The organism is Microseira sp. BLCC-F43 (genome assembly GCF_041929235.1).
Classification (GTDB): Bacteria; Cyanobacteriota; Cyanobacteriia; order Cyanobacteriales; family Aerosakkonemataceae; genus Microseira.
This window is the reverse complement of the sequence record NZ_JBHFNP010000234.1, coordinates 48,399-67,816: the sequence shown is the minus strand read 5'-3', so window position 1 is coordinate 67,816 and position 19,418 is coordinate 48,399. Positions and strand designations below refer to the sequence as shown.

The 19,418-nt window shown below is 45.4% G+C and carries 18 protein-coding genes; 11 read left to right on the top strand and 7 right to left on the bottom strand.

Annotated elements, in window-relative coordinates:
• Window positions 1-9: 9 nt before the first annotated feature.
• Both ACE1CM_RS31480 and ACE1CM_RS31475 read right to left on the bottom strand, forming a co-directional pair.
• Window positions 10-1,194: an RNA-guided endonuclease TnpB family protein gene (locus ACE1CM_RS31480; RefSeq protein ID WP_374882809.1), complete on the bottom strand. Its 1,185-nt coding sequence runs from the start codon at window positions 1,192-1,194 to the stop codon at window positions 10-12.
• Between the two features lie 352 nt (window positions 1,195-1,546).
• Window positions 1,547-1,669 (bottom strand): hypothetical protein, encoded by a 123-nt coding sequence (locus ACE1CM_RS31475; RefSeq protein WP_374882808.1) that lies wholly within the window; start codon window positions 1,667-1,669, stop codon window positions 1,547-1,549.
• 85 nt (window positions 1,670-1,754) lie between these two features.
• On the opposite strand from ACE1CM_RS31475, the gene ACE1CM_RS31470 reads away from it, so the two are divergent.
• Window positions 1,755-2,939 carry a response regulator gene (locus tag ACE1CM_RS31470; protein ID WP_374882807.1) on the top strand — a complete coding sequence of 395 codons (1,185 nt, stop codon included), beginning with the start codon at window positions 1,755-1,757 and terminating at the stop codon, window positions 2,937-2,939.
• Between the two features lie 3 nt (window positions 2,940-2,942).
• On the opposite strand, the gene ACE1CM_RS31465 is transcribed toward ACE1CM_RS31470, so the two are convergent.
• Window positions 2,943-3,107, bottom strand: a complete 165-nt coding sequence (locus tag ACE1CM_RS31465; RefSeq protein WP_374882806.1) for a hypothetical protein — start codon at window positions 3,105-3,107, stop codon at window positions 2,943-2,945.
• Window positions 3,108-3,237: 130 nt separating this feature from the next.
• On the opposite strand from ACE1CM_RS31465, the gene ACE1CM_RS31460 reads away from it, so the two are divergent.
• The 6 genes from ACE1CM_RS31460 (at window position 3,238) to truB (ending at window position 10,800) form a co-directional block, all read left to right on the top strand.
• Entirely contained in the window at window positions 3,238-3,954 is a 717-nt protein-coding gene (locus ACE1CM_RS31460) for a hypothetical protein (protein ID WP_374882805.1), read from the top strand.
• Between the two features lie 222 nt (window positions 3,955-4,176).
• Complete coding sequence (gene ligA, locus ACE1CM_RS31455; RefSeq protein WP_374882804.1) at window positions 4,177-6,213, top strand: NAD-dependent DNA ligase LigA; 2,037 nt, start codon at window positions 4,177-4,179, stop codon at window positions 6,211-6,213.
• Window positions 6,214-6,392: 179 nt separating this feature from the next.
• Window positions 6,393-7,322 carry a DMT family transporter gene (locus ACE1CM_RS31450; protein ID WP_374882803.1) on the top strand — a complete coding sequence of 310 codons (930 nt, stop codon included), beginning with the start codon at window positions 6,393-6,395 and terminating at the stop codon, window positions 7,320-7,322.
• A gap of 119 nt (window positions 7,323-7,441) precedes the next feature.
• Window positions 7,442-7,924, top strand: a complete 483-nt coding sequence (locus tag ACE1CM_RS31445; protein WP_374882802.1) for a hypothetical protein — start codon at window positions 7,442-7,444, stop codon at window positions 7,922-7,924.
• An 87-nt stretch (window positions 7,925-8,011) separates the two neighbouring features.
• Entirely contained in the window at window positions 8,012-9,748 is a 1,737-nt protein-coding gene (locus ACE1CM_RS31440) for an alpha/beta hydrolase (protein WP_374882801.1), read from the top strand.
• Between the two features lie 92 nt (window positions 9,749-9,840).
• Window positions 9,841-10,800, top strand: coding sequence for a tRNA pseudouridine(55) synthase TruB (truB, locus tag ACE1CM_RS31435; RefSeq protein WP_374882800.1), 960 nt, complete (start codon window positions 9,841-9,843; stop codon window positions 10,798-10,800).
• A 42-nt stretch (window positions 10,801-10,842) separates the two neighbouring features.
• Here truB and ACE1CM_RS31430 read toward each other — a convergent pair whose 3' ends face one another.
• The gene (locus ACE1CM_RS31430; protein ID WP_374882799.1) at window positions 10,843-11,151 is read right to left on the bottom strand and encodes a Nif11-like leader peptide family natural product precursor; all 309 of its coding nucleotides are present in this window, start codon (window positions 11,149-11,151) and stop codon (window positions 10,843-10,845) included.
• Window positions 11,152-11,506: 355 nt separating this feature from the next.
• Here ACE1CM_RS31430 and ACE1CM_RS31425 point away from each other — a divergent pair, with 355 nt between their 5' ends.
• A complete protein-coding gene (locus ACE1CM_RS31425; RefSeq protein ID WP_374882798.1) occupies window positions 11,507-13,465 on the top strand; it encodes a prolyl oligopeptidase family serine peptidase in 1,959 nt (652 codons plus the stop codon).
• A gap of 265 nt (window positions 13,466-13,730) precedes the next feature.
• The gene (locus tag ACE1CM_RS31420) at window positions 13,731-14,810 is read left to right on the top strand and encodes an SGNH/GDSL hydrolase family protein (RefSeq protein ID WP_374882797.1); all 1,080 of its coding nucleotides are present in this window, start codon (window positions 13,731-13,733) and stop codon (window positions 14,808-14,810) included.
• Here the strand turns inward: ACE1CM_RS31420 and ACE1CM_RS31415 are convergent.
• On the bottom strand, window positions 14,802-14,990 hold the full coding sequence (locus tag ACE1CM_RS31415) for a hypothetical protein (protein WP_374882796.1): 189 nt from the start codon (window positions 14,988-14,990) through the stop codon (window positions 14,802-14,804). The two genes, ACE1CM_RS31420 and ACE1CM_RS31415, sit on opposite strands and share 9 nt — an antisense overlap.
• A 101-nt stretch (window positions 14,991-15,091) precedes the next feature.
• Here ACE1CM_RS31415 and ACE1CM_RS31410 point away from each other — a divergent pair, with 101 nt between their 5' ends.
• On the top strand, window positions 15,092-15,676 hold the full coding sequence (locus tag ACE1CM_RS31410; protein WP_374882795.1) for a rhomboid family intramembrane serine protease: 585 nt from the start codon (window positions 15,092-15,094) through the stop codon (window positions 15,674-15,676).
• Window positions 15,677-15,799: 123 nt separating this feature from the next.
• The gene (locus tag ACE1CM_RS31405; RefSeq protein ID WP_374882794.1) at window positions 15,800-16,999 is read left to right on the top strand and encodes an ATP-dependent DNA ligase; all 1,200 of its coding nucleotides are present in this window, start codon (window positions 15,800-15,802) and stop codon (window positions 16,997-16,999) included.
• 231 nt (window positions 17,000-17,230) lie between these two features.
• Here ACE1CM_RS31405 and ACE1CM_RS31400 read toward each other — a convergent pair whose 3' ends face one another.
• Window positions 17,231-18,562 carry a helix-hairpin-helix domain-containing protein gene (locus ACE1CM_RS31400; protein ID WP_374882793.1) on the bottom strand — a complete coding sequence of 444 codons (1,332 nt, stop codon included), beginning with the start codon at window positions 18,560-18,562 and terminating at the stop codon, window positions 17,231-17,233.
• Window positions 18,510-19,406, bottom strand: coding sequence for a PP2C family serine/threonine-protein phosphatase (locus ACE1CM_RS31395; protein WP_374882792.1), 897 nt, complete (start codon window positions 19,404-19,406; stop codon window positions 18,510-18,512). The genes ACE1CM_RS31400 and ACE1CM_RS31395 overlap by 53 nt, the downstream gene beginning before the upstream one ends.
• Between the last annotated feature and the right edge of the window lie 12 nt (window positions 19,407-19,418).

The window sequence follows — 19,418 nt, the reverse complement described above, 5'->3', positions numbered from 1 at the left end:
ATTCTTCCTTCACTCAACATGGCCTCTAAAAGCAGTGCCAATAGAAGGTCTTACACGTTGTCCAGAAGCAGTAGCGAGATGCCCTCCCGCCAAAATTCGTAAAGCTTCATCTCTAATATTTTGCGCCGCGTTGATATCCCTGTCGTGGGTTGTTTTGCAACTCGGACACTCCCAACTACGGATATCTAAACTCAGACTATCGAGCTGATGCAAGCAGTTATTACAAGTTTTAGAACTCGGGAAAAATCGCTCTACTTCGATGTAAATTTTCCCTGACCATTCAGCCTTATACTTTAGCATGGTGCAGAACTGTCCCCATCCAGCATCGCTAATACTTTTAGCTAGGCTGTGGTTTTTAACCATGTTCTTGACAGCAAGATTCTCTACAGCGATGACTTGGTTTTCGTCAACTAATTTACGACTTAGTTTGTGTAAAAAATCTTCGCGACATCTCGTAATTTTACTATGAACTCTAGCCACTCTGATTCGGGCTTTATGTCTGTTGACAGAACCTTTTTGTTTGCGACTGAGTTGTTTTTGTTGTCTAGCTAATCTCTCCTCATATCTACGGTAATATTTCGGGTTGCCGTGCTTAGTTCCATCGGAAGTAATTGCATAGTGGGTCAATCCCATATCTATGCCTATTGCTTTACCTCCTCCCTTCTCCCCCCTTAATAGGTAGGGTTGGGGGGATGGCTGAGATTTCCCGTCATCATACAGACAAGCAGCGTAGTACTGTCCAGATGCTGTTAACGATACGGTTACTGACTTGAGCTTACCTTCTGGCATTCGAGACACTTTGCAGTAAACTTTACCCAGTTTCGGCAAAGTCAAGTTATCACCCTCTAGTTTGATTCCTTGCGGAAATTTGATAGATTGCTTCTGTCCTTTCTTCTTGAAATTAGGATATTTAGCTCTTTTTTCAAAGAAGTTTAGGAAGGCACTAGACAGATCTAATGCTACTTGCTGCAAGCATTGCGATGGCGGTTCGGTCAACCATTCACGCTCTTTTTTCAAGGATGGCAAGAGGTTGATCATGTCATTACGACTCAATCCTTTACCAGTTGCCTTGTAGGTTTCGCAAGTTTTGTTAAGCGCAAAATTGTAAAACCACCTAGCACAGCCAAACGACTTAGCCAGCAATACCGCTTGCCCGTCGGTTGGATAGATTCTGTACTTATAGGCTTTTAACACAACGCTTACCAAACCACCAACACTATGGTAGACTAAATCGGGCTAAATGTAAAGTCCCCCTAAAAGGGGGAGGTTTTAAACCCATTCTTTTGATAAGGAACATAAGGAAGAATTCTTCGCCATCTTCATTCCCCGCGTCTGGGCGTCCTCCCCTCCCCGCGTCCTCTTCCCCATCTTTCAGGGATGCCGTAAAAATTAATACCAATTTTTTGCGTTGATTCCCTATAGGGGCACACTTTCACGGCAATCGCCTCTGTTTCTCAATCGCATCTCTCCCACAGGTCTGATTCTGATTGGGATAAATTTGTGTTTTAATGATTATTGGGATAATTGTTGCGTTTTGTAAAAAACTTTAATCACCCAGCCAAAAGGTATAATTCCACACAGTCAACATGGCGATCGAAGAGGATGAAGCGGGTGCATCTACTTTTAGCGGCTGGGCGATTAACTCTCGCAGGAGTAGTTCCACTACCATATAAAAAGTGCGTGGTTAGTGCCATTGACTGCTGCCGGATAAAGGTAGAAAAATTCATCTGCCGCTTAAATTGAGAGTCAGACTTATGCAAGACAACCCGCCGCGCATTCTACTCGTGGACGACGAGCCTGATAATTTCTACCTATTGGAAGAACTATTAAAGTCACAAGGGTATGACACCCTGACGGCTGCTTCGGGAACCGAAGCGCTAGCGATCGCCAGAAACGAGCTTCCCGACATGATTTTACTAGATGTGATGATGCCCGGGCTAGATGGGTTTGAGGTTTGTCAGCAACTGCGGATGGATGGGGGACTGCAAACAGTGCCGGTCATATTTTTGACAGCGCTGCAGGACGATACATCCCGGATGCGAGGATTGGAGTTACTCGGAGACGACTATTTAACCAAGCCGATTAACCATAAATTGCTGTTAACGAAAATGGCTAGCCTTTTGCGACTGCAACAGATGCGTTCGCGTAGCGTGCCGTCACAGGTAAACGAACAAACCAAAACTCAGCTATCAGAGAGTGGAAATATTAATCAAATCCTAGCGGAAAAATTGCGGCTATTTGTCCCGGAGCAATTCTTACGCCGCATTGCGCCCAGAGGTTTAGAATCGATTCAGTTAGGAAACGTTAAAGAAGAAGAAATCGCGGTTCTATTCTGCGATATTCGCGGTTTTACCGGCATTTCTGAATCTCAATCAGCGGGAGAAACTTTTAAATGGCTGAATGGTTTCTTTACCCAAATGAATGTTTGCATTAATCCCAATAACGGTTTTATCGATAAATATCTCGGCGACGCCCTCATGGCAATTTTCGATCGCGCGGGGCTAAAGGCGCAAGATGCTTTAACTGCGGCGGTAATGATGCAACAAAGCGTGAAGGAATTTAATAGCAATCTGGTCGAATACAATCTAACTCAACCGATTAAAATTGGGATTGGAATTGACATGGGGATTGCTGCTATCGGTGCTTTGGGTGCGGAGGGACGTCTGGACTCGACCGCGATTGGGGATGTGGTGAATACGGCGGCGCGACTGCAAGAGTTAACCAAGCATTACGGCTGTGGCATTATTGTCTCCAAGGCAACAATCGCTCGCTTAGATCGACCAGAGTTATTTTACCTGCGCTGGATCGACCGCGTGACGCCTCGCGGGAAGCAGCAGGCGCAAGACATCTATGAAGTGCAAGGAATTGCAACGCAGCGCGCGATCGCTGAACCTATCTTAGAGCCTGGAGTGCAAGCTTGGCAGGCGGGAACCATTTAGCTTTTACTTGCTAAAAGGCCAACCAGATCGCCGATCGTAGTTGGAAGCGATCGCCAATAACAACCCAGCTAGTATAAACATTGGCAATGGCGGCGACAAGTGTTTCGCCCACTCCAACAGTTGTCCCAACACAAACAACAATAACACACTAGCCAGCCAGAGTTTCACCTTCATACCTCCTCTCGGCGCCCAAGCGCCTACTACGAACGATAGTTTAGATTTTATCTCCTGTCCGGTTGGTAGGTTTCGAGTGGTAGAGTGTTACAAGGGAAAGTTTCGCTCTACTGGAGATTTTTACATGGACGTTACAGTTTCACCCGTCAAACTGAAATATGCGATCGCTCAATCTGTTGAAGTCGATGGTGTCAATATTGCTTATACCTATGTCAAAGTTAAAGTTCAAAATTTAGCAGCACCCAAAACTGTAGACATTCTTTATAAAGATGCAGCAGGATCGTGGCTAACCGCACCTATAGATTTAGCATCCAATTATGGAGATTATGACGTTTTTGAAGCGATTAACGCTCCTTATGCCCCCGAATTTGCCATCAGATATACCGTAGATGGAGTTGACTACTGGGATAGTAACTACGGCGCTAATTATAAATTAGTCAGTAACAAGGATAATATCATAGGGGCTAATGTAATTCTCAATAAAGCTACAGTTAAAACCCATATATCAGGGGCTTTTTGGCTGGAAGGAGAAATTTACGTCAAGAAGATTTGTTATAATAAGAGAATAGGTATAATATTTTCAGGAGATGATGGTAAATCATGGTCAGAAACAAACGCCACCTACCAAGGGGTAGAAATAGAAGGAGCATATGACACCATCTTTAATTCTGCAATAGAAGTCTGGAAATTTAAAACACCGGCTCAAAATTATCCGGTTGAACCAGATTACTTTAGGTTGGCTGTTTATTATAAAAATGATGAAACGGGCGAAGCGTATTGGGATAATAATTTTGGGCAGGATTATAAAGTAAGCAAAGTGGACGGTTCGACAATTGAATAATTAACTCAAGTTGCTAGTTATCTCTCGAAGATCGGCTAATGGCTAATGGCTAATGGCTAATGGCTAATGTCAGTAAAAATCATATATTAGCAATTAGCAATTAGCAAGCTTGCAACGCCGAAGCGTTAATTAAAAAAACCCGGTTTTTTAGAAAAACCGGGTTTCTGACGATTGCTAAAAGTTAAAATAGGTTGTAACTGCGTCTTTTGGGAGATTGATTCCGTGGGACAAGTAACGCCTGAAGTCGAGCAGCGAGTTCAACAATTAAGGCAGAAACTCCAGGAAGCTAGCTATGCTTACTACGTCCTGGATGCTCCGATTATGGAGGATACTGTTTACGATCGCTTGTATCGGGAACTGCAAGAGTTAGAAACCCAGTATCCCCAACTGATTTCGTTAGATAGTCCGACTCAGCGCGTGGGAGAAAGACCGGCAACCGGGTTTACCTCGGTGCGGCACAATATTCCCCTGTACAGTTTGGAAAATGCCTTCAACATCCAAGAATTTACCGCTTGGGAGTCACGCTGGCGGCGTCAAGCAACTGAAATTGATGCGTTTGAATATGTCTGCGAACTGAAAATAGACGGAAATGCGCTTGCTTTAACTTATGAAAATGGCGTTTTAGTGCGCGGTGCAACGCGGGGAGATGGAATTACTGGGGAAGATATTACCCAAAATGTCAAAACAATTCGCGCAATTCCACTGCGACTGAATATGAAAACGCCGCCGCCAGTTATAGAAGTGCGGGGAGAAGCGTTTTTGCCCATAGAAGTATTTGAACAAATTAATCAGGAACGACAGCAAGCAGGAGAACAACTATTTGCTAACCCTCGCAACGCGGCGGCGGGGACGTTACGGCAGTTAGATTCTAGAATTGTGGCGCAAAGAAAGTTGGATTTCTTTGCTTATACTTTGCATCTTCCTGAAGAGGGACAAGAAAATCCAAAATCTCAATGGGAATCTTTAGAATTCCTGCAACAAATGGGTTTTCGAGTTAATCCGAATCGAAAAGTTTGTACCTCGTTAGAGGAAGTGCGAGATTATTACAATTACTGGGATACTGAACGACGGAATTTGCCCTACATGACAGATGGGGTAGTAGTAAAAATAAATTCCTTCGCGCTTCAAGAAAGATTGGGATTTACGCAAAGGTTTCCCCGGTGGGCAATTGCGTTAAAATATCCGGCCCAAGAAGCACCTACCCGCGTTGAATCTATTACCGTACAAGTGGGAAGGACGGGGGCGCTGACGCCGGTGGCAGAATTAAATCCCGTACAATTAGCGGGGACGACGGTGTCGCGGGCGACGCTGCATAATTCTTCGCGCATCCAAGAACTAGATTTGCACATCGGCGATACGGTCATCGTTCGCAAAGCAGGGGAAATTATTCCCGAAGTCGTGCGGGTATTGCCAGAATTGCGCCCCCAAGAAGCCCAACGCTTCCAAATGCCTAGCAATTGTCCCGTCTGCGGACAACCTGTAATTCGCCCCCCAGGCGAGGCGGTAACGCGCTGCATCAATACTTCTTGCGAGGCGATTTTAAAAGGTTCGCTGATTCATTGGGCAAGTCGCGATGCTTTAGATATTAACGGCATGGGGGAAAAATTAGTCCAGCAGTTAGTGGATAAAAAAGTAGTGCAGTCGGTGGCAGATTTGTACGATTTAACCGTTGAACAGCTAACATCTTTAGACCGGATGGGTAAGAAGTCTGCTGAGAAATTGGTCGATGCAATCGCATCCTCTAAATCCCAACCTTGGGCGCGGGTACTCTACAGTTTGGGCATTCGTCACGTTGGTAGCGTCAATGCTCAAACTTTAACCGAGCAATTTCGTTCCGTTGACCAATTGGCGAAAGCATCGGCAGCTGCTATTGAAGGAGTTTACGGCATTGGTCCGGAAATTGCTCAATCTGTCTACCAATGGTTTACATTACCGGCAAATCAAACTTTAATTCAACGCCTCAAAGCTGCTGGGTTACAACTTGCTACTGGGGATAGGCAAGATGTCAATACCGCAAAAGAGGGAGATTTACCTTTAAGTGGGAAAACTTTTGTGATTACGGGAACTTTGCCAACTTTGAAGCGGGATGAGGCGAAGGAGTTAATTCAAAAGGCGGGTGGGAAGGTGACTAATTCGGTTAGTGCTAAAACAGATTATTTAGTGGTTGGGGAAGATGCGGGTTCTAAACTGGAAAAGGCACAAGCTTTGGGAATCTCCCAGTTGGATGAAGCGCAGTTGTTGGAAATGTTGAATAATTGAACCGCCAAGACGCAGAGGACGCCAAGAAGAGGAGGAAGAGGTTTTCAGTAGTTGTGCTTAAAGAAACCTGGTTTTTATGAAAAATCGTTGCTTTGTCAACGAGAGATATAGGTCGAAACCCGGTTTCTGAATTCGACATTAAAATCTGCCATCCAAAATCTACAATCTAAAATCAATTAATGCTGCATCAAAGTTCTGGTAAATGGCGTTTAGGTTTATCCCTATCGCTGGTAACTGTATTCTTGTGGGGTCTTCTACCTATTGCCCTATCGGTGACGCTGCAAGCGCTTGATGTGTATACGGTCACCTGGTTTCGCTTTCTAGTTTCATTTGGAATATTAGCCGTTTATTTAGCAGGAAGGAAGCAATTACCACCGCTTGACAAATTGCGTTCGATGCCCTTTGGTTTGCTAGCGATCGCTACGATCTTTCTAGCTTTAAATTACATCCTTTATCTACAAGGATTAGCGCTGACAGCACCCGCTAATGCCCAAGTTCTGATTCAACTAGCTCCTGTTTTAATGGGGTTGGGAGGTTTGGTAATTTTTAAGGAACGTTATACGCTCCGTCAATGGGTGGGAGTGAGTGTATTAACCCTGGGATTTGTTCTGTTTTTCAACGAAAGATTAAGCAATTTGATTGCAGCTAAAGGACAATATTTGCTCGGAAGCGGGATTATTGCAATCGCAGCAGCAGTGTGGGCAATATATGCTTTGGCGCAAAAGCAATTACTGCAAAAATTACCTTCTTCTAATATCATGCTGCTAATTTATGGGGGCTGCGCGTTATTGTTTAGCCCGTTTGCTCAGCCCCAATCGCTATTAACAATGAGTCCGCTACATTGGGGAATGCTGCTTTTTTGCGCTTTGAATACCGTACTAGCTTACGGATCTTTTGCGGAAGCTTTGGAACATTGGGAAGCTTCGCGGGTGAGTGCAGTATTGGCTTTGGCTCCGATTGTAACTTTAATATCGGTGTGGGCTGTAGGGTGGCTAATGCCGAATTTAATTGCACGGGAAGCTATCACAATATTGGGAGTGTTTGGGGCGGTTTTGGTGGTAGGTGGATCGATAGCGATCGCTTTGGGGAAAAAATCGGTAAATCGTTGAATTACAACCAGGGGTAGTAGCACGGCATCAACAATATTTTTCACCCGCGCCAACGTGGTTGATGCCTGATCTGCGTTGGCAGTAGTAGCACGGCATCAACAATATGTTTCCTCAGCGCTTTGGTGGTGGATGCCCTGCCCCTACCACAATCGATATACACAATATTTTTCACTCCTGCTTTGGTGGTGGATGCCCTGCCCCTACCACAATCGATATACACAATATTTTTCACTCCTGCTTTGGTGGTGGATGCCGTGCTACTACCACAATCGATATACACAATATTTTTCCTCAGAGCTTTGGTGGTGGATGCCCTGCCCCTACCACAATCGATATACACAATATTTTTTTCACCCGCGTCAACGTGGTTGATGCCTGATCTGCGTTGGCAGCAGGGGTACGGCATCAACAATATGTTTGATCGGCGCTTTGGTGGTGGATGCCGTGCTACTACCACAATCGATATACACAATATTTTTCACTCGTGCTTTGGTGGTGGATGCCTTGCCCCTACCACAATCGATATACACAATATGTTTGATCAGCGCTTTGGTGGTGGATGCCGTGCTACTACCACAATCGCTGCAATTACCGAAACCTAGACGATTTGGCAAACGTCAGCCAGGATAGAAATAGGTTGCTGCCCTCCACATTCGCAAATTCAAAGTTAACCGATAAACCGCGTTTGTATGGCTGAGTTTGCTGTAAAATCCACTAAGCCGCGTCAGAGCAAGCATCCCACCAGCAAGCTACTCCACTGGATGGGCATATTGACGGGAGTTTGGCTCTTGCCTGCAATTGTCCCAACTCCTCCTGCCTTTGCCGCAGAGCGAATACAAATTACGTTTGAAATATTTGAACGCTCGATTTCGATTAACTCCCTGGAACTCTACGCTAGGCAAGGCAGAATAAACGACGACTTAGCCACCTACGTCCAGCATCTCCCCGAGGAACAAAAGGCTAAGTTGCGCCAGATTCTGGTAACGCGCCTGCCAATTAGTCCGGTAGCGGTTTCCCAGTTTCTTTATACGCCCCAAGCGGAGTACTTGCTAGAGCGGTTAGGACAAGTGATTCAAACCGAAGCAGGGGTATCGGGTTCCCGTGCGATTCGGGCGGCTTTAATTAAGGCAGCAGCTGATAGAAATGGCTTGACGCTGCTAAACTTTCTGCGGAAGTTTCCCACTCCCAGCATCCGCATCGATTTGGTACGCAGCCTCCAAATCGCCGATGAACTATCAAAAATAGTAGAGCAAAACAATAAAGCGATCGCTGCCGTTACCTCTGCCTCTGTTGCCGAAGCAGCAGGGGATTCTCAGTTTACTTTTTCCCCACTGCCAGATTTACGACGCCGCGGCGCGTTTACCTGGCGCAAGCAAACGCTTAGGCTCAACGATATCAACCGCAATCGCGTTTTTGACGCAGATGTTTACCTGCCTATCTCCCCCATATGGCAGTCGCGTCAAACGCCTGCGCCGGTAATTGTCATCTCTCACGGCGTGGGTTCCGATCGTACCAGCTTTCTCTATTTAGCCCAGCAACTCGCTTCTTACGGGTTTGTCGTCGCCGTACCCGAACATCCGGGTAGCAATGCCCAACAATTACAAAACTTACTTGCTGGTAGAGCCTTACAAGCGATTAAACCCGATGAATTTATCAATCGACCAAAGGATGTAAAATTTTTGCTCGACGAACTCGAACGCCGCTCCCAATCCGACCTCACGTTTCAAGGTAAGATGAACTTGCAACAAGTTGGAGTCATCGGTCAGTCTTTTGGCGGCTACACGGCGCTGGCACTGGCGGGTGCTACTTTAGACTTCGGACAACTGCAAAAAAACTGTCAAAACCTCGATCGCTCGTGGAATTTGTCCTTGTTGCTCCAGTGCGAGGTGCTGAAATTAACTCCCGCTCAGACTAATTTGCGCGATGAGAGAATTAAAGCAGCGATCGCCATCAATCCCCTATCCAGCAGCGTCTTTGGCCCTGCTGGAATCGGTCAGATCAAAATTCCCGTTGCGATCGTCGCGGGTAGCGCCGATACGGTTACACCCGCCTTGGAAGAACAAATACAACCGTTTACCTGGCTCACGACTCCAGACAAATATCTCGTGACAATCGAAAATGCCACTCACTTTTCTACCCTAGAAGAATCAGGACCAGGCGGTGGCGTTTGGCCCGTTCCCTTACCGTTTGGCCCCGAACCTGCCACAGCGCGTCGCTATATAGGCGCTCTCAGCGTGGCATTATTTCACACTTATCTCAACGAAAGCTCCGACTACCGTCCTTACTTAAGTGCGGGATACACTAGATTTATCAGTCGGGAAGCGCTTAAACTCAGTCTCGTGCAATCTTTCTCAGATGCTCAGCTGACAGCAGCACTTCAGAGAGAGGGAACAGGCAGAGGAGCAGAGAGGCACGAGAGCAGGTGATCTCTGGATCAGAAGAGCTCTGGAGCAGAGGAGAATTAGCAATTAGCAATTAGCAATTAGCAATTACCAATTACCAATTACCAATCCAAACCGTGCAAGGTTTTCTTAACTTAAACAAACCATTTGGAATTACTTCTCACGACTGCGTTGCTAAGGTGCGACGACTCCTGCGCCTGAAGCGGGTAGGACATGGGGGAACTTTAGACCCCGCTGCAACTGGCGTTTTACCTATCGCTGTGGGAAAGGCGACGCGGTTATTGCAGTATCTCAGAACGGATAAAGCTTATCGCGCCACGATTCGATTGGGGGTAACAACGACAACAGATGATTTAGAAGGCGAAATTATCACTTCTAGATCGGTAACTGGGTTGAGTTTAGATCGAGTAAAAGCAGCACTTGGGCAATTTGAAGGAATTATTCAGCAAGTACCGCCGATTTACAGTGCGATTCAAGTACAGGGTAAACGCTTGTACGATCTAGCACGGGCGGGTGAAACGGTAGAGGTGCCAGCGCGTACTGTGGAAGTTTATCGGATAGAAGTATTGGATTGGCGTTTGGGGGAATTTCCTGAATTGGATGTAGCGATCGCTTGCGGTAGCGGTACTTATATTAGAGCGATCGCTCGCGATCTGGGCGTAGTCCTCCAAACTGGGGGAACCCTCGCCGCCCTCGAGCGTACTTTAAGCAGCGGTTTCAACTTATCCGATAGCGTCACCTTCGATCAATTGGAAACCCAGATCGACCAAGGCACCTTTCACCCCATCCCTCCAGATCAAGGATTAAAGCATTTAGCATCCGTTACCCTATCGGCAAAAGATGCTCAAGTTTGGTGCAACGGACAGCGTCTTTTTTGCCATGACGAAATGGGAAACAAAACAGAGAATCAAACCATCTCGCAGAGCGCACCTACAAATCCGCCCCCCACTCCAGCTAAAATTTTGTTAAGGATTTATGGGGAGGGGGAGCGTTTTTTAGGTATTGGTCAGTTAATTGAACAACAAGATCGGAAGATGCTCATTCCCCAAATCGTGTTTGATTCACTCCCATCTTGACTTTTCAGGCATCGATTGACGGGGGTCGAGGGCACCAACCTTTTAGGACACGCCTATTCTTACCCAATTTTTAACTTTATTTCTTAAGTAATTTTTCTGGGGAATCCGATCGTATTCTAAGGCAACGATCGATGATTTAGCATCGCTTGAAGTGGTTTCAAACCATGCTTGCTCCAGCTCGTTCTCCGTGAAGGTATAGCCAAGAGTCGCCCCAAAACTGACTATTTTAGTTTTGTTCCAATGCCAAGACCCGAAAAGACCCTGACTACCACACTGATTAAAGTATTTTTCGTAAAGGTCTTTATCCGATGCCAAAACTTCGTAGAATACTCTGACTTGTTCCATTGACATAATCTCGCACTCCTCTTGGAGCGAGCGCCTAAACAGGGCGCTCGCGATTGCTAATCAAGTGATATTTGTTTAAAAAACTGCGATCTTATTTCTAGTATAACCTTTCAAAATCGTCAAATCTATCTTAAAAATTGTTTTTTAGCAACAGGAAACCGATTGGTTCCCACTTCTACTAAAGAAAAAACAGAGGGTTTTCTACGCGATCCTCACCCCTGATTGCTTTACTCAATGGCCAGATTCGATTCACAATGAGTCAACAACAGGAGCGATACATTGCGAAGCAACACACTTCGCAAACGTTTCAACCTTTGTGTCCGACTTTAACTCACCGCTCAACAGAGGGCCGCTCAACTATATGACACAACCGCAAGTGGCACCCACAGGTGCTTGGAAATCACCGATTACCTCGGATTTAATTGTCTCGGAAACAATTGGATTGGGTGCAGCCAGACTCGATGGTCAGTATATTTACTGGGTGGAAATGCGACCGACTGAAGGTGGACGCAACGTCATTGTACGACGTACCCCAGATGGCAAAATATCCGATGTCACGCCTTCTGGTTTCAACGTGCGTACCCGCGTCCACGAGTATGGTGGTGGTAGTTTTGTCATTGCAGATGGCATAATTTATTTTTCTAACTTTGCCGATCAACGCCTTTACAAACAATCTCTTAATACAGAACCCGAACCCATTACACCCCCTTCAGACGGAAATTTGCGCTATGCCGATAGCATTATCGACCGTCAGCGAGAACGCCTAATTTGTGTCAGAGAAGACCATAGCGGTGACTCTCACGAACCAGTCAACACTTTAGTCAGTATTAATCTCAAAAATAGTGCAGACATCCAAGTGCTAGTTAAAGGTAACGATTTTTACTCATCGCCCCGCCTTTCGCCGGATGGTGATAAACTGGCATGGCTGTGCTGGAACCATCCAAATATGCCCTGGGATGGTACTCAATTATGGGTAGCCCAAGTCCAAGAAGATGGTTCTTTAGCTGAACCAAAGCTTGTTGCCGGTGGCGATAACGAGTCTATATTTCAGCCAGAATGGTCGCCCAATGGGGTACTGCATTTTGTCAGCGATCGCACCAACTGGTGGAACCTCTACCGCTTTTCACCCCCCTTATTAACGGGGGAAGGGGGGATCGAACCTCTGTGTAATATGGCAGCTGAATTTGGTCAACCCCAATGGGTTTTCGGCATGTCCAACTATACATTTGAGTCGGAAAATTCCATCATTTGCACCTATACTCAAAATGGCATTTGGCATCTCGCCCGTCTCGACACTTCCAACGGTAAATTAGTACAAATAGATACTCCATACACAGATATTTCTTCCCCCCACGCTGCTGCGGGTCGGTTAGTATTCTCTGCTGGATCCGCTACAGAACCAAATTCTGTAGTTTTGATGGATTTAGCAACAGGAGAAATGCAGGTGCTGCGCCGCGCCACTGAAGTAGCAATTGATAGCGGTTATCTTTCCTTGCCGCAACCTATTGAATTTCCCACCGAAAATGGACTGACGGCACATGCTTTTTTCTATCCACCCAAAAACCGCGACTACATTGCACCAGAAGCAGAAAAACCGCCGTTGTTGGTGAAAAGTCACGGTGGTCCAACTTCTGCGACTTCGAGTAGTTTTAACTTAAAAATTCAATATTGGACGAGTCGCGGCTTTGCCGTTTTGGATGTAAATTATGGTGGCAGTACCGGCTATGGGCGAGAATATCGGCAGCGCTTGGATGGTAATTGGGGCATTGTGGATGTAGACGACTGCGTCAACGGTGCTAAGTATCTGGCAGAAAAAGGTTTGGTAGATGGGAACCGGATGGCGATCGCAGGTGGTAGCGCCGGTGGTTATACTACCCTGTGCGCCCTCACTTTCCGCGATACATTTAAAGCAGGTGCGAGTTACTACGGAGTCAGCGATTTAGAAGCTTTGGCAAAAGATACCCACAAGTTTGAATCCCGGTATCTCGATCGGTTAATCGGCGCTTATCCAGAACGGCAAGATATTTACATCGAGCGATCGCCCGTTCATTATACCGAACGCCTCTCCTGTCCGGTGATTTTCTTCCAAGGGTTGGAAGATAAAGTCGTTCCCCCCAATCAGGCGGAAATGATGGTAGAAGTACTCAAGAAGAAAGGTTTGCCCGTCGCCTATGTCCCCTTCGAGGGCGAACAACACGGTTTCCGCCGCGCCGAAAATATCAAGCGTTGTCTTGATGCCGAGTTTTACTTCTACTCCCGCCTGTTTGGGTTTGAACCAGCAGAAGCGATCGCCCCAGTAGCAATTGCCAATCTCACCTGATAGCGGTGGGGAAACCTAACCCCCCTACCCCCCTTCTCTACCAGGGAAGGGGAGACCAATGATACCCCTCTCCTTGCAGGAGAGGGGCAAGGGGGAGAGGTCAACCCCTTGTTAAATAACGATTATGCAGAAATTAGTAATTTTATCGAGATTTATAAAATTTCAGTAAAATTTATTTTAATTTTGTGCGTATTTTCACTGAAACGAGAGTAAACCAGAGACAATAGTTTTCATTAAACTGCATCTACCGCCAAGGAGCAAATCGATGGCTAGCATACGAAGGCGAGTACTCGCCACAGGATTTTTTGTCTTATCAGTTCTGTTTCCGGTTAAAACTTTTGCAGCCACCTTCAGCGGCATCTACGTCTTTGGAGACAGTTTATCCGATCCGGGGAACGTCTACAATGTCAGCAAAAAACTTAATAGTGTCGATCCGGCAAGTCCCATCGTTCCCCCAAGTCCACCTTACTTTAACGGACGTTTGTCCAATGGCCCAAACTGGGTGGACTATCTCTCGGAGGATTTGGGATTAAACCCTACTGCATTCACCAGTTTATCAAGCGGCGGCAACCAGGCTCAAGGTATTAATTTTGCCTTTGGGGGTGCGACAACGGGAACGGCTAACACGATAGATCCTCGCTTATTGGGTTTACAGAAGCAAGTAGAGGAATTTACATCGCTTCTGGCAATGACTACTAAGAAGGCTGACCCGAACGCACTTTATATTGTATGGGCTGGCGCCAACGATTACTTACCTACTACGAGTCATTTTCAGCCTTATGACAAGCCAGATATACCACTGGCTAATATATCGGCAGCGGTGACAACCCTTGCCGGAGTCGGGGCTAAAAATATCATGGTGGTAAATTTAGGAAATATGGGCCAAATTCCCCTGACCCTGAAAACGCCATTTTCTCAACCTCTCAACGCTTTGACTCAAGCGCATAACGCGGGTTTGTCTCAAACTCTCAATCTTTTGGGCCAAAATTTGGGTTCTGGCGTTAACCTGATTCCCCTCGATGTTAATACTCTAGGCGATCAAATCAGAGCTAATCCCGCCCAATTCGGTTTGACAAACGTTACTGACGCTTGTCTGCCAGATATTTTTGCGACGACTCCTTGTCCTAACCCGGACGAGTATTTATTCTGGGATACCTTCCATCTGACTACTGGCCCTAATAGGTTAGTGGCAAATTTAGCATTTTCCGCACTAACGTCCAAACCATCAGAAACAGTTCCCGAACCAAGTTCGGCGGTGGCGATATTCGCCTTCGGGGTTTTGGGAACGGTTTCGCTGTTAAAGCACAAACGCCAAAAAGCTAACTTGGTTACCCGGTCAGCATAACCCGATAGTTTGGGCGATCGCATCTGACCAAAGAGGACGGGGAGACGGGGAGACGCGGCGACGCGGGGAATCTGTTCCACGAATTCTCCGCGTCAGAGAGTCTCCCATTCGACCGGACTGACGCAAAAAAACAAAGGTGATGCGACAAATCTTGGGTTTAGACGCGCGAGATTGACGCATCACCTTTGTTTTTGGCGCCGCGTGCGTAAGTCCTGAAGGACTTGCTCGCTTTCCTTGCTACCTTGGAAGCAGATCGAAATCACTCACCCAGAGGCACACACATGAGCAGCGAGGATGGATCTGCGATCGCCCGCGAATTGAAAACCCACGTCACCATCTTAGGTAGCATTATCGCCGTGATGTGGTTGGTGGAAATTGTCGATACTTCTCTTAGAGGAGCGCTCAATATTTATGGCATTATCCCCCACGAGGAGATCGGACTGCGCGGCATTTTGTTTGCACCTTTTCTGCACGGCGACTTTGTTCACCTAGCCGCAAATACTATCCCTTTTCTCACCCTTGGCTGGTTAATTATGCTACGAGAAACCAGCGATTTTTTTGTCGTCAGCGCCATAACAATGCTCGTCAGCGGTGCAGGTGTCTGGCTGACTGGCGAACCTGGTTCGATCCATATCGGTGCCAGTGGTGTTATTTTCGGTTATCTGGGTTTTCTACTGTTTCGCGGCTATTTTGAACGCAGTACAGTTTCGCTATTTGTATCGTTATTTGTCGGCTTTGCTTACGGCAGCATGATCTGGGGCATCTTGCCGACGCTGCCGGGGGTATCTTGGCAGGGACACTTGTTTGGTTTTATTGGGGGTGCGATCGCTGCACGCTTTTTGGCACAACAAAAACATAGGGGCTAGGGACTAGGAGCGCTAAAGCGCCAAAAACAGCGCTAAAGCGCTTACTACAAACCCAATGACTCAAAGCGAAACGCTGCTCAGCGGATTCTTTCAGAAATTCAGGAAAGATGGAATAACCGTATTGTGAAAAACTCTTGGCATTTGATGGGGGTTGCAGGAGCAGTTGAGTATCTGGAAAACTATGGTCGTGGGATTGGTGTTAGCAAAGTTGTCAGCTTGGCGATATGTGCTGAATCTGAAGGATATCCTGAAATAGCGCTAGGGTTTTGGCAGAAGGCATTTGAATTAGAGACAGGGGAAAAAACGCCAACAAAACCAGTCAAACAATCGTCAGCAAAAAGCGTTTCCCCAAAAACTGCAACTGCTTCTTTGACCGCATCTGCAACAAACCTGAAAGCACCAACTCTTGTGGCTGATTTACCACCCCATTTGCACCCAGGAAGCATGGTCACAATGCAGCCAGTCGATGCATCAATGGATCGTTCTTATTATATTGACTCACTTGACTATTGGGGACAGCCAAAACGGGATGGTAGTAGAAGAGTTATGGTTGCGACAAAAGAGAAAATTTACTATCAATCGCCTTCAACAAAACCGAAGGGAAAACCGACGACAGAAATTAACCAGGCGTTACTCCAAGCAGCAAATCAACTAGGAACGTTTGTTTTAGATGGCGAAGTCTATTACCGTTCCGTCACGGGTAGCGAACATCGTACAGCACCCCAAGCAGCAACTGCGAATGCGGTTGCGGGAGCAGAAAATACTCCGGTTGTAACAGTTTACGCCATTTTCAAAGCTTTATATTATTCAGGGCGCGATCTGACTACTGCAACAGAAGCTGAAAGGATAGAAGCTGGGGAACAGATTGGTCAATATTTACCCCATGAGTTGTTTGAGGTTTTGCCGACTGCAAGGACTAGAGAGGAAAAACTAGCATTAGCTACAAAACAGCAATCTGAAGACAGAGAAGGGGAAATTTGGCTGTTACACAATTGTACTTATATCGGTGATAAGGATATCCGCAAGCAGACCATTGTCAGGACAAAATATGCCTTGGAATTAGACTTGTTCATTGTAGGTTTATCTTTCACCAAAACGGATGGCAGACCCTTTGGCGCGATCGCAGTAGCGCCAGAGATTAACGGTAAATTAGTCACAATCGGAGCAGTGGGAAGCGGATTTTCGCAAGCAGATATGGCAGAAATTACCCGTCGCCATCAGATGAATCCCGGCGGGGTGAAAATTACAGTTCGCTGCCAAGGATTAACAGAAACTGGTAAGTTGTGGCATGGTCGATTTGTTGGTTTGTGCGGTGAAAGTTAACAGTTACAGCGGTTTCTGCTGTTATGAGGTACAGTAGCAGCCATTAGCGAACCAATGTCTTATGATATTTCATCGTTGATTGATTGTACCGCATAGGAGCGGGAACCGCTGTATATCATGTTCGGTTGCATCGGAATTATTCAAAGCGCTCAGGGCAATTACCAATTACCTATTACCAATTACCAAGAAAGCTAATAATTACGATGCAACCGGATTCGATATTAGAATGTCTCAAGGACTTTTTGTTTCTACATTAACTGTTGGAGGTGTTTTTATAGAAGGGTCAAGAACACCTTGTGGTCTTAATAGCCAAAATATCAGAGCAATTACTGGAAGCGCTATCAATAAAGTCCATGAGAGAGCTTTAATCTCGTAAAACTTCGGTGAATAGTTTTTTGTTTCTTTAGGCGTATCAACAATTTCAACAACGAGCTTAGTAGGTATGGTTACCTCATCGGCAGTTGGATTTATACTTTGATTTACCGATGGAAAACGATCGTACACATCCTCGCACCAGTAGCACTTGCCGTAGGTATTACTGTAAAAATGATTTGGTTCCTTGTCGCAAGTTTTCAAATCGGCGATCGCCTTTTCCAAAGCAAAAAACCAATCCCTTGCCGTCGGACGCAAACTAGGTTCTTTATATCCATCATCAAAACATCTATAAAAACAATCCTGAACTGCTGGGTGGACAACTTCTATGGGAATTATATCTTTTGGATGTCTTAGCTTGTTATTATTTCTCCCATGTAACCAATACCCTTTACTGATATATTCTTCCACCGAACTGACTTCATCATCATCGAAAGGCCACCCACCATGAAATGGATTATAACCAAATAACAATCTATGAATTATTACTGCCAGGGAAAAGCGATCGTGTATTTCAGTTTTATTTATTGATGCGGTATCTTCAAGATTTTGCAATTCAGGTGGCATATATTCTAGCGTGCCTAAAACTAAACTTGGATAGATTTTTTTGGCATCGCCATCAACAATCTGAAACGAATCTGTATCTATTATAGAAATATAAGCATTGGTAGGATTTACCAGCAAATTTTTATCGCTTATATCGCACAGAACGTGACCTTTGCTATGAATTGCCCAAACAATCGATGCTAAATTTTGGGCTGTCCCGTGCAAGCACCGCCAGTTAAATCCAGGATAATTGTTTTGTCTATATCTAAGATTATAAATTCTCGGAATAGTAACGCTTGGCTTGATATATGGCATCAAAAAGCCTACAGTATTACCCTCGTCGTCTTCAAGCAGTCGTTTAGGCCAAGCAATTGAAACGTGATTCTCTTCATTTGTTGGGTCATCGGGTGGATTTCTCACCATCGCTTTTAGCTTCTCACATTGATAGCTAGAGGGTAATTCATGGTAAAGTTTTGCCACATAATCTCTATTTGGGCTTATTTCCCAAATCGCTCCCTCAAAACCGCGTTCAATCTGTTTGACTAAGCGAACAGCCCCACCTGTTTCGCTACAAGTTAATACTTGGTGTTCGTTAAACATTTGATTCTTCATCATAAAAGCATAAAAGTAATGTTTTATCGTCATTAGTACGGCGGTTTACTTGTTCTGAATTAAGGAAATCTTCGATATCAGTTTCTTGTTCTGGGTCGGGAATAATTTCCATATATTCCTCAAAAGGTTGAAAAAATGGTTTGTAAGGTTGAAAATCTCGAAAGCGGATTGAAACAAGCTCTAGTCCATCTGTGGAAACACAAATAAACTTGTGCTTTCCAGGAAAAGTCTGCACTTTCATCTCAGCTTTAACATTATCTGAAGTTACGAAAACTGCTACTTCATTAATAAATTCCCCTTTTTGAGGTTGAAAAAGAAGCTGATAATTATTATTAGGTTGTCGCACAACAATAAATCCATCTCCTATCTGCATGGCAGCTATCCAGTCAGGGGTGGCAATGAAAGCTAACAAAGTACAAGCAAATTCATCAATCGAACACTGTCGCTTGACTGCTTGCTGTTGTAATGATAACCTCACTTGCTCTAAAGCTAAGTTAAAAATTTCTCTAGTTTTAGAGTCGCTAATTTCTCCTAGAGATCGAACTTTCTTGGGATTTTTGAATCCAAATAGGGAAAAAAACCAACGACACAGTTTACTGACAAAAAGCAAGGGTTGATGACGGTATCGAACTAGACTTCTGGCATCAACTAAAACGGGATTTAGTTGCTCGAACGATCGCTTTATACTGGAAATTGCTGTTTTGACAGCTATTTCTGCACCTTGTGCAGCGTATTTTGCACAGCCAGCACCGTCAGAAACTACACCAGCGATCGCATAATCTTTCAAAAGCTCCCAAGCTGCATAATCTTGACACTCAATATTGCGCTTTTGGTGCTTAGTTCCCGTACAAAAGCGTGCTATTGCTTTCCATGCCATAAAATACAAATG

Coding starts and splice junctions, on each gene's coding strand:
- ACE1CM_RS31415 (WP_374882796.1), bottom strand. CDS start 14,990: ATGCGTCAATCTCGCGCGTCTAAACCCAAGATTTGTCGCATCACCTTT.
- ACE1CM_RS31470 (WP_374882807.1), top strand. CDS start 1,755: ATGCAAGACAACCCGCCGCGCATTCTACTCGTGGACGACGAGCCTGAT.
- ACE1CM_RS31395 (WP_374882792.1), bottom strand. CDS start 19,406: ATGGCATGGAAAGCAATAGCACGCTTTTGTACGGGAACTAAGCACCAA.
- ACE1CM_RS31400 (WP_374882793.1), bottom strand. CDS start 18,562: ATGACGATAAAACATTACTTTTATGCTTTTATGATGAAGAATCAAATG.
- ACE1CM_RS31440 (WP_374882801.1), top strand. CDS start 8,012: ATGGCTGAGTTTGCTGTAAAATCCACTAAGCCGCGTCAGAGCAAGCAT.
- ACE1CM_RS31425 (WP_374882798.1), top strand. CDS start 11,507: ATGACACAACCGCAAGTGGCACCCACAGGTGCTTGGAAATCACCGATT.
- ACE1CM_RS31460 (WP_374882805.1), top strand. CDS start 3,238: ATGGACGTTACAGTTTCACCCGTCAAACTGAAATATGCGATCGCTCAA.
- ACE1CM_RS31430 (WP_374882799.1), bottom strand. CDS start 11,151: ATGTCAATGGAACAAGTCAGAGTATTCTACGAAGTTTTGGCATCGGAT.
- ACE1CM_RS31450 (WP_374882803.1), top strand. CDS start 6,393: ATGCTGCATCAAAGTTCTGGTAAATGGCGTTTAGGTTTATCCCTATCG.
- ACE1CM_RS31475 (WP_374882808.1), bottom strand. CDS start 1,669: ATGGTAGTGGAACTACTCCTGCGAGAGTTAATCGCCCAGCCGCTAAAA.
- ACE1CM_RS31410 (WP_374882795.1), top strand. CDS start 15,092: ATGAGCAGCGAGGATGGATCTGCGATCGCCCGCGAATTGAAAACCCAC.
- ACE1CM_RS31420 (WP_374882797.1), top strand. CDS start 13,731: ATGGCTAGCATACGAAGGCGAGTACTCGCCACAGGATTTTTTGTCTTA.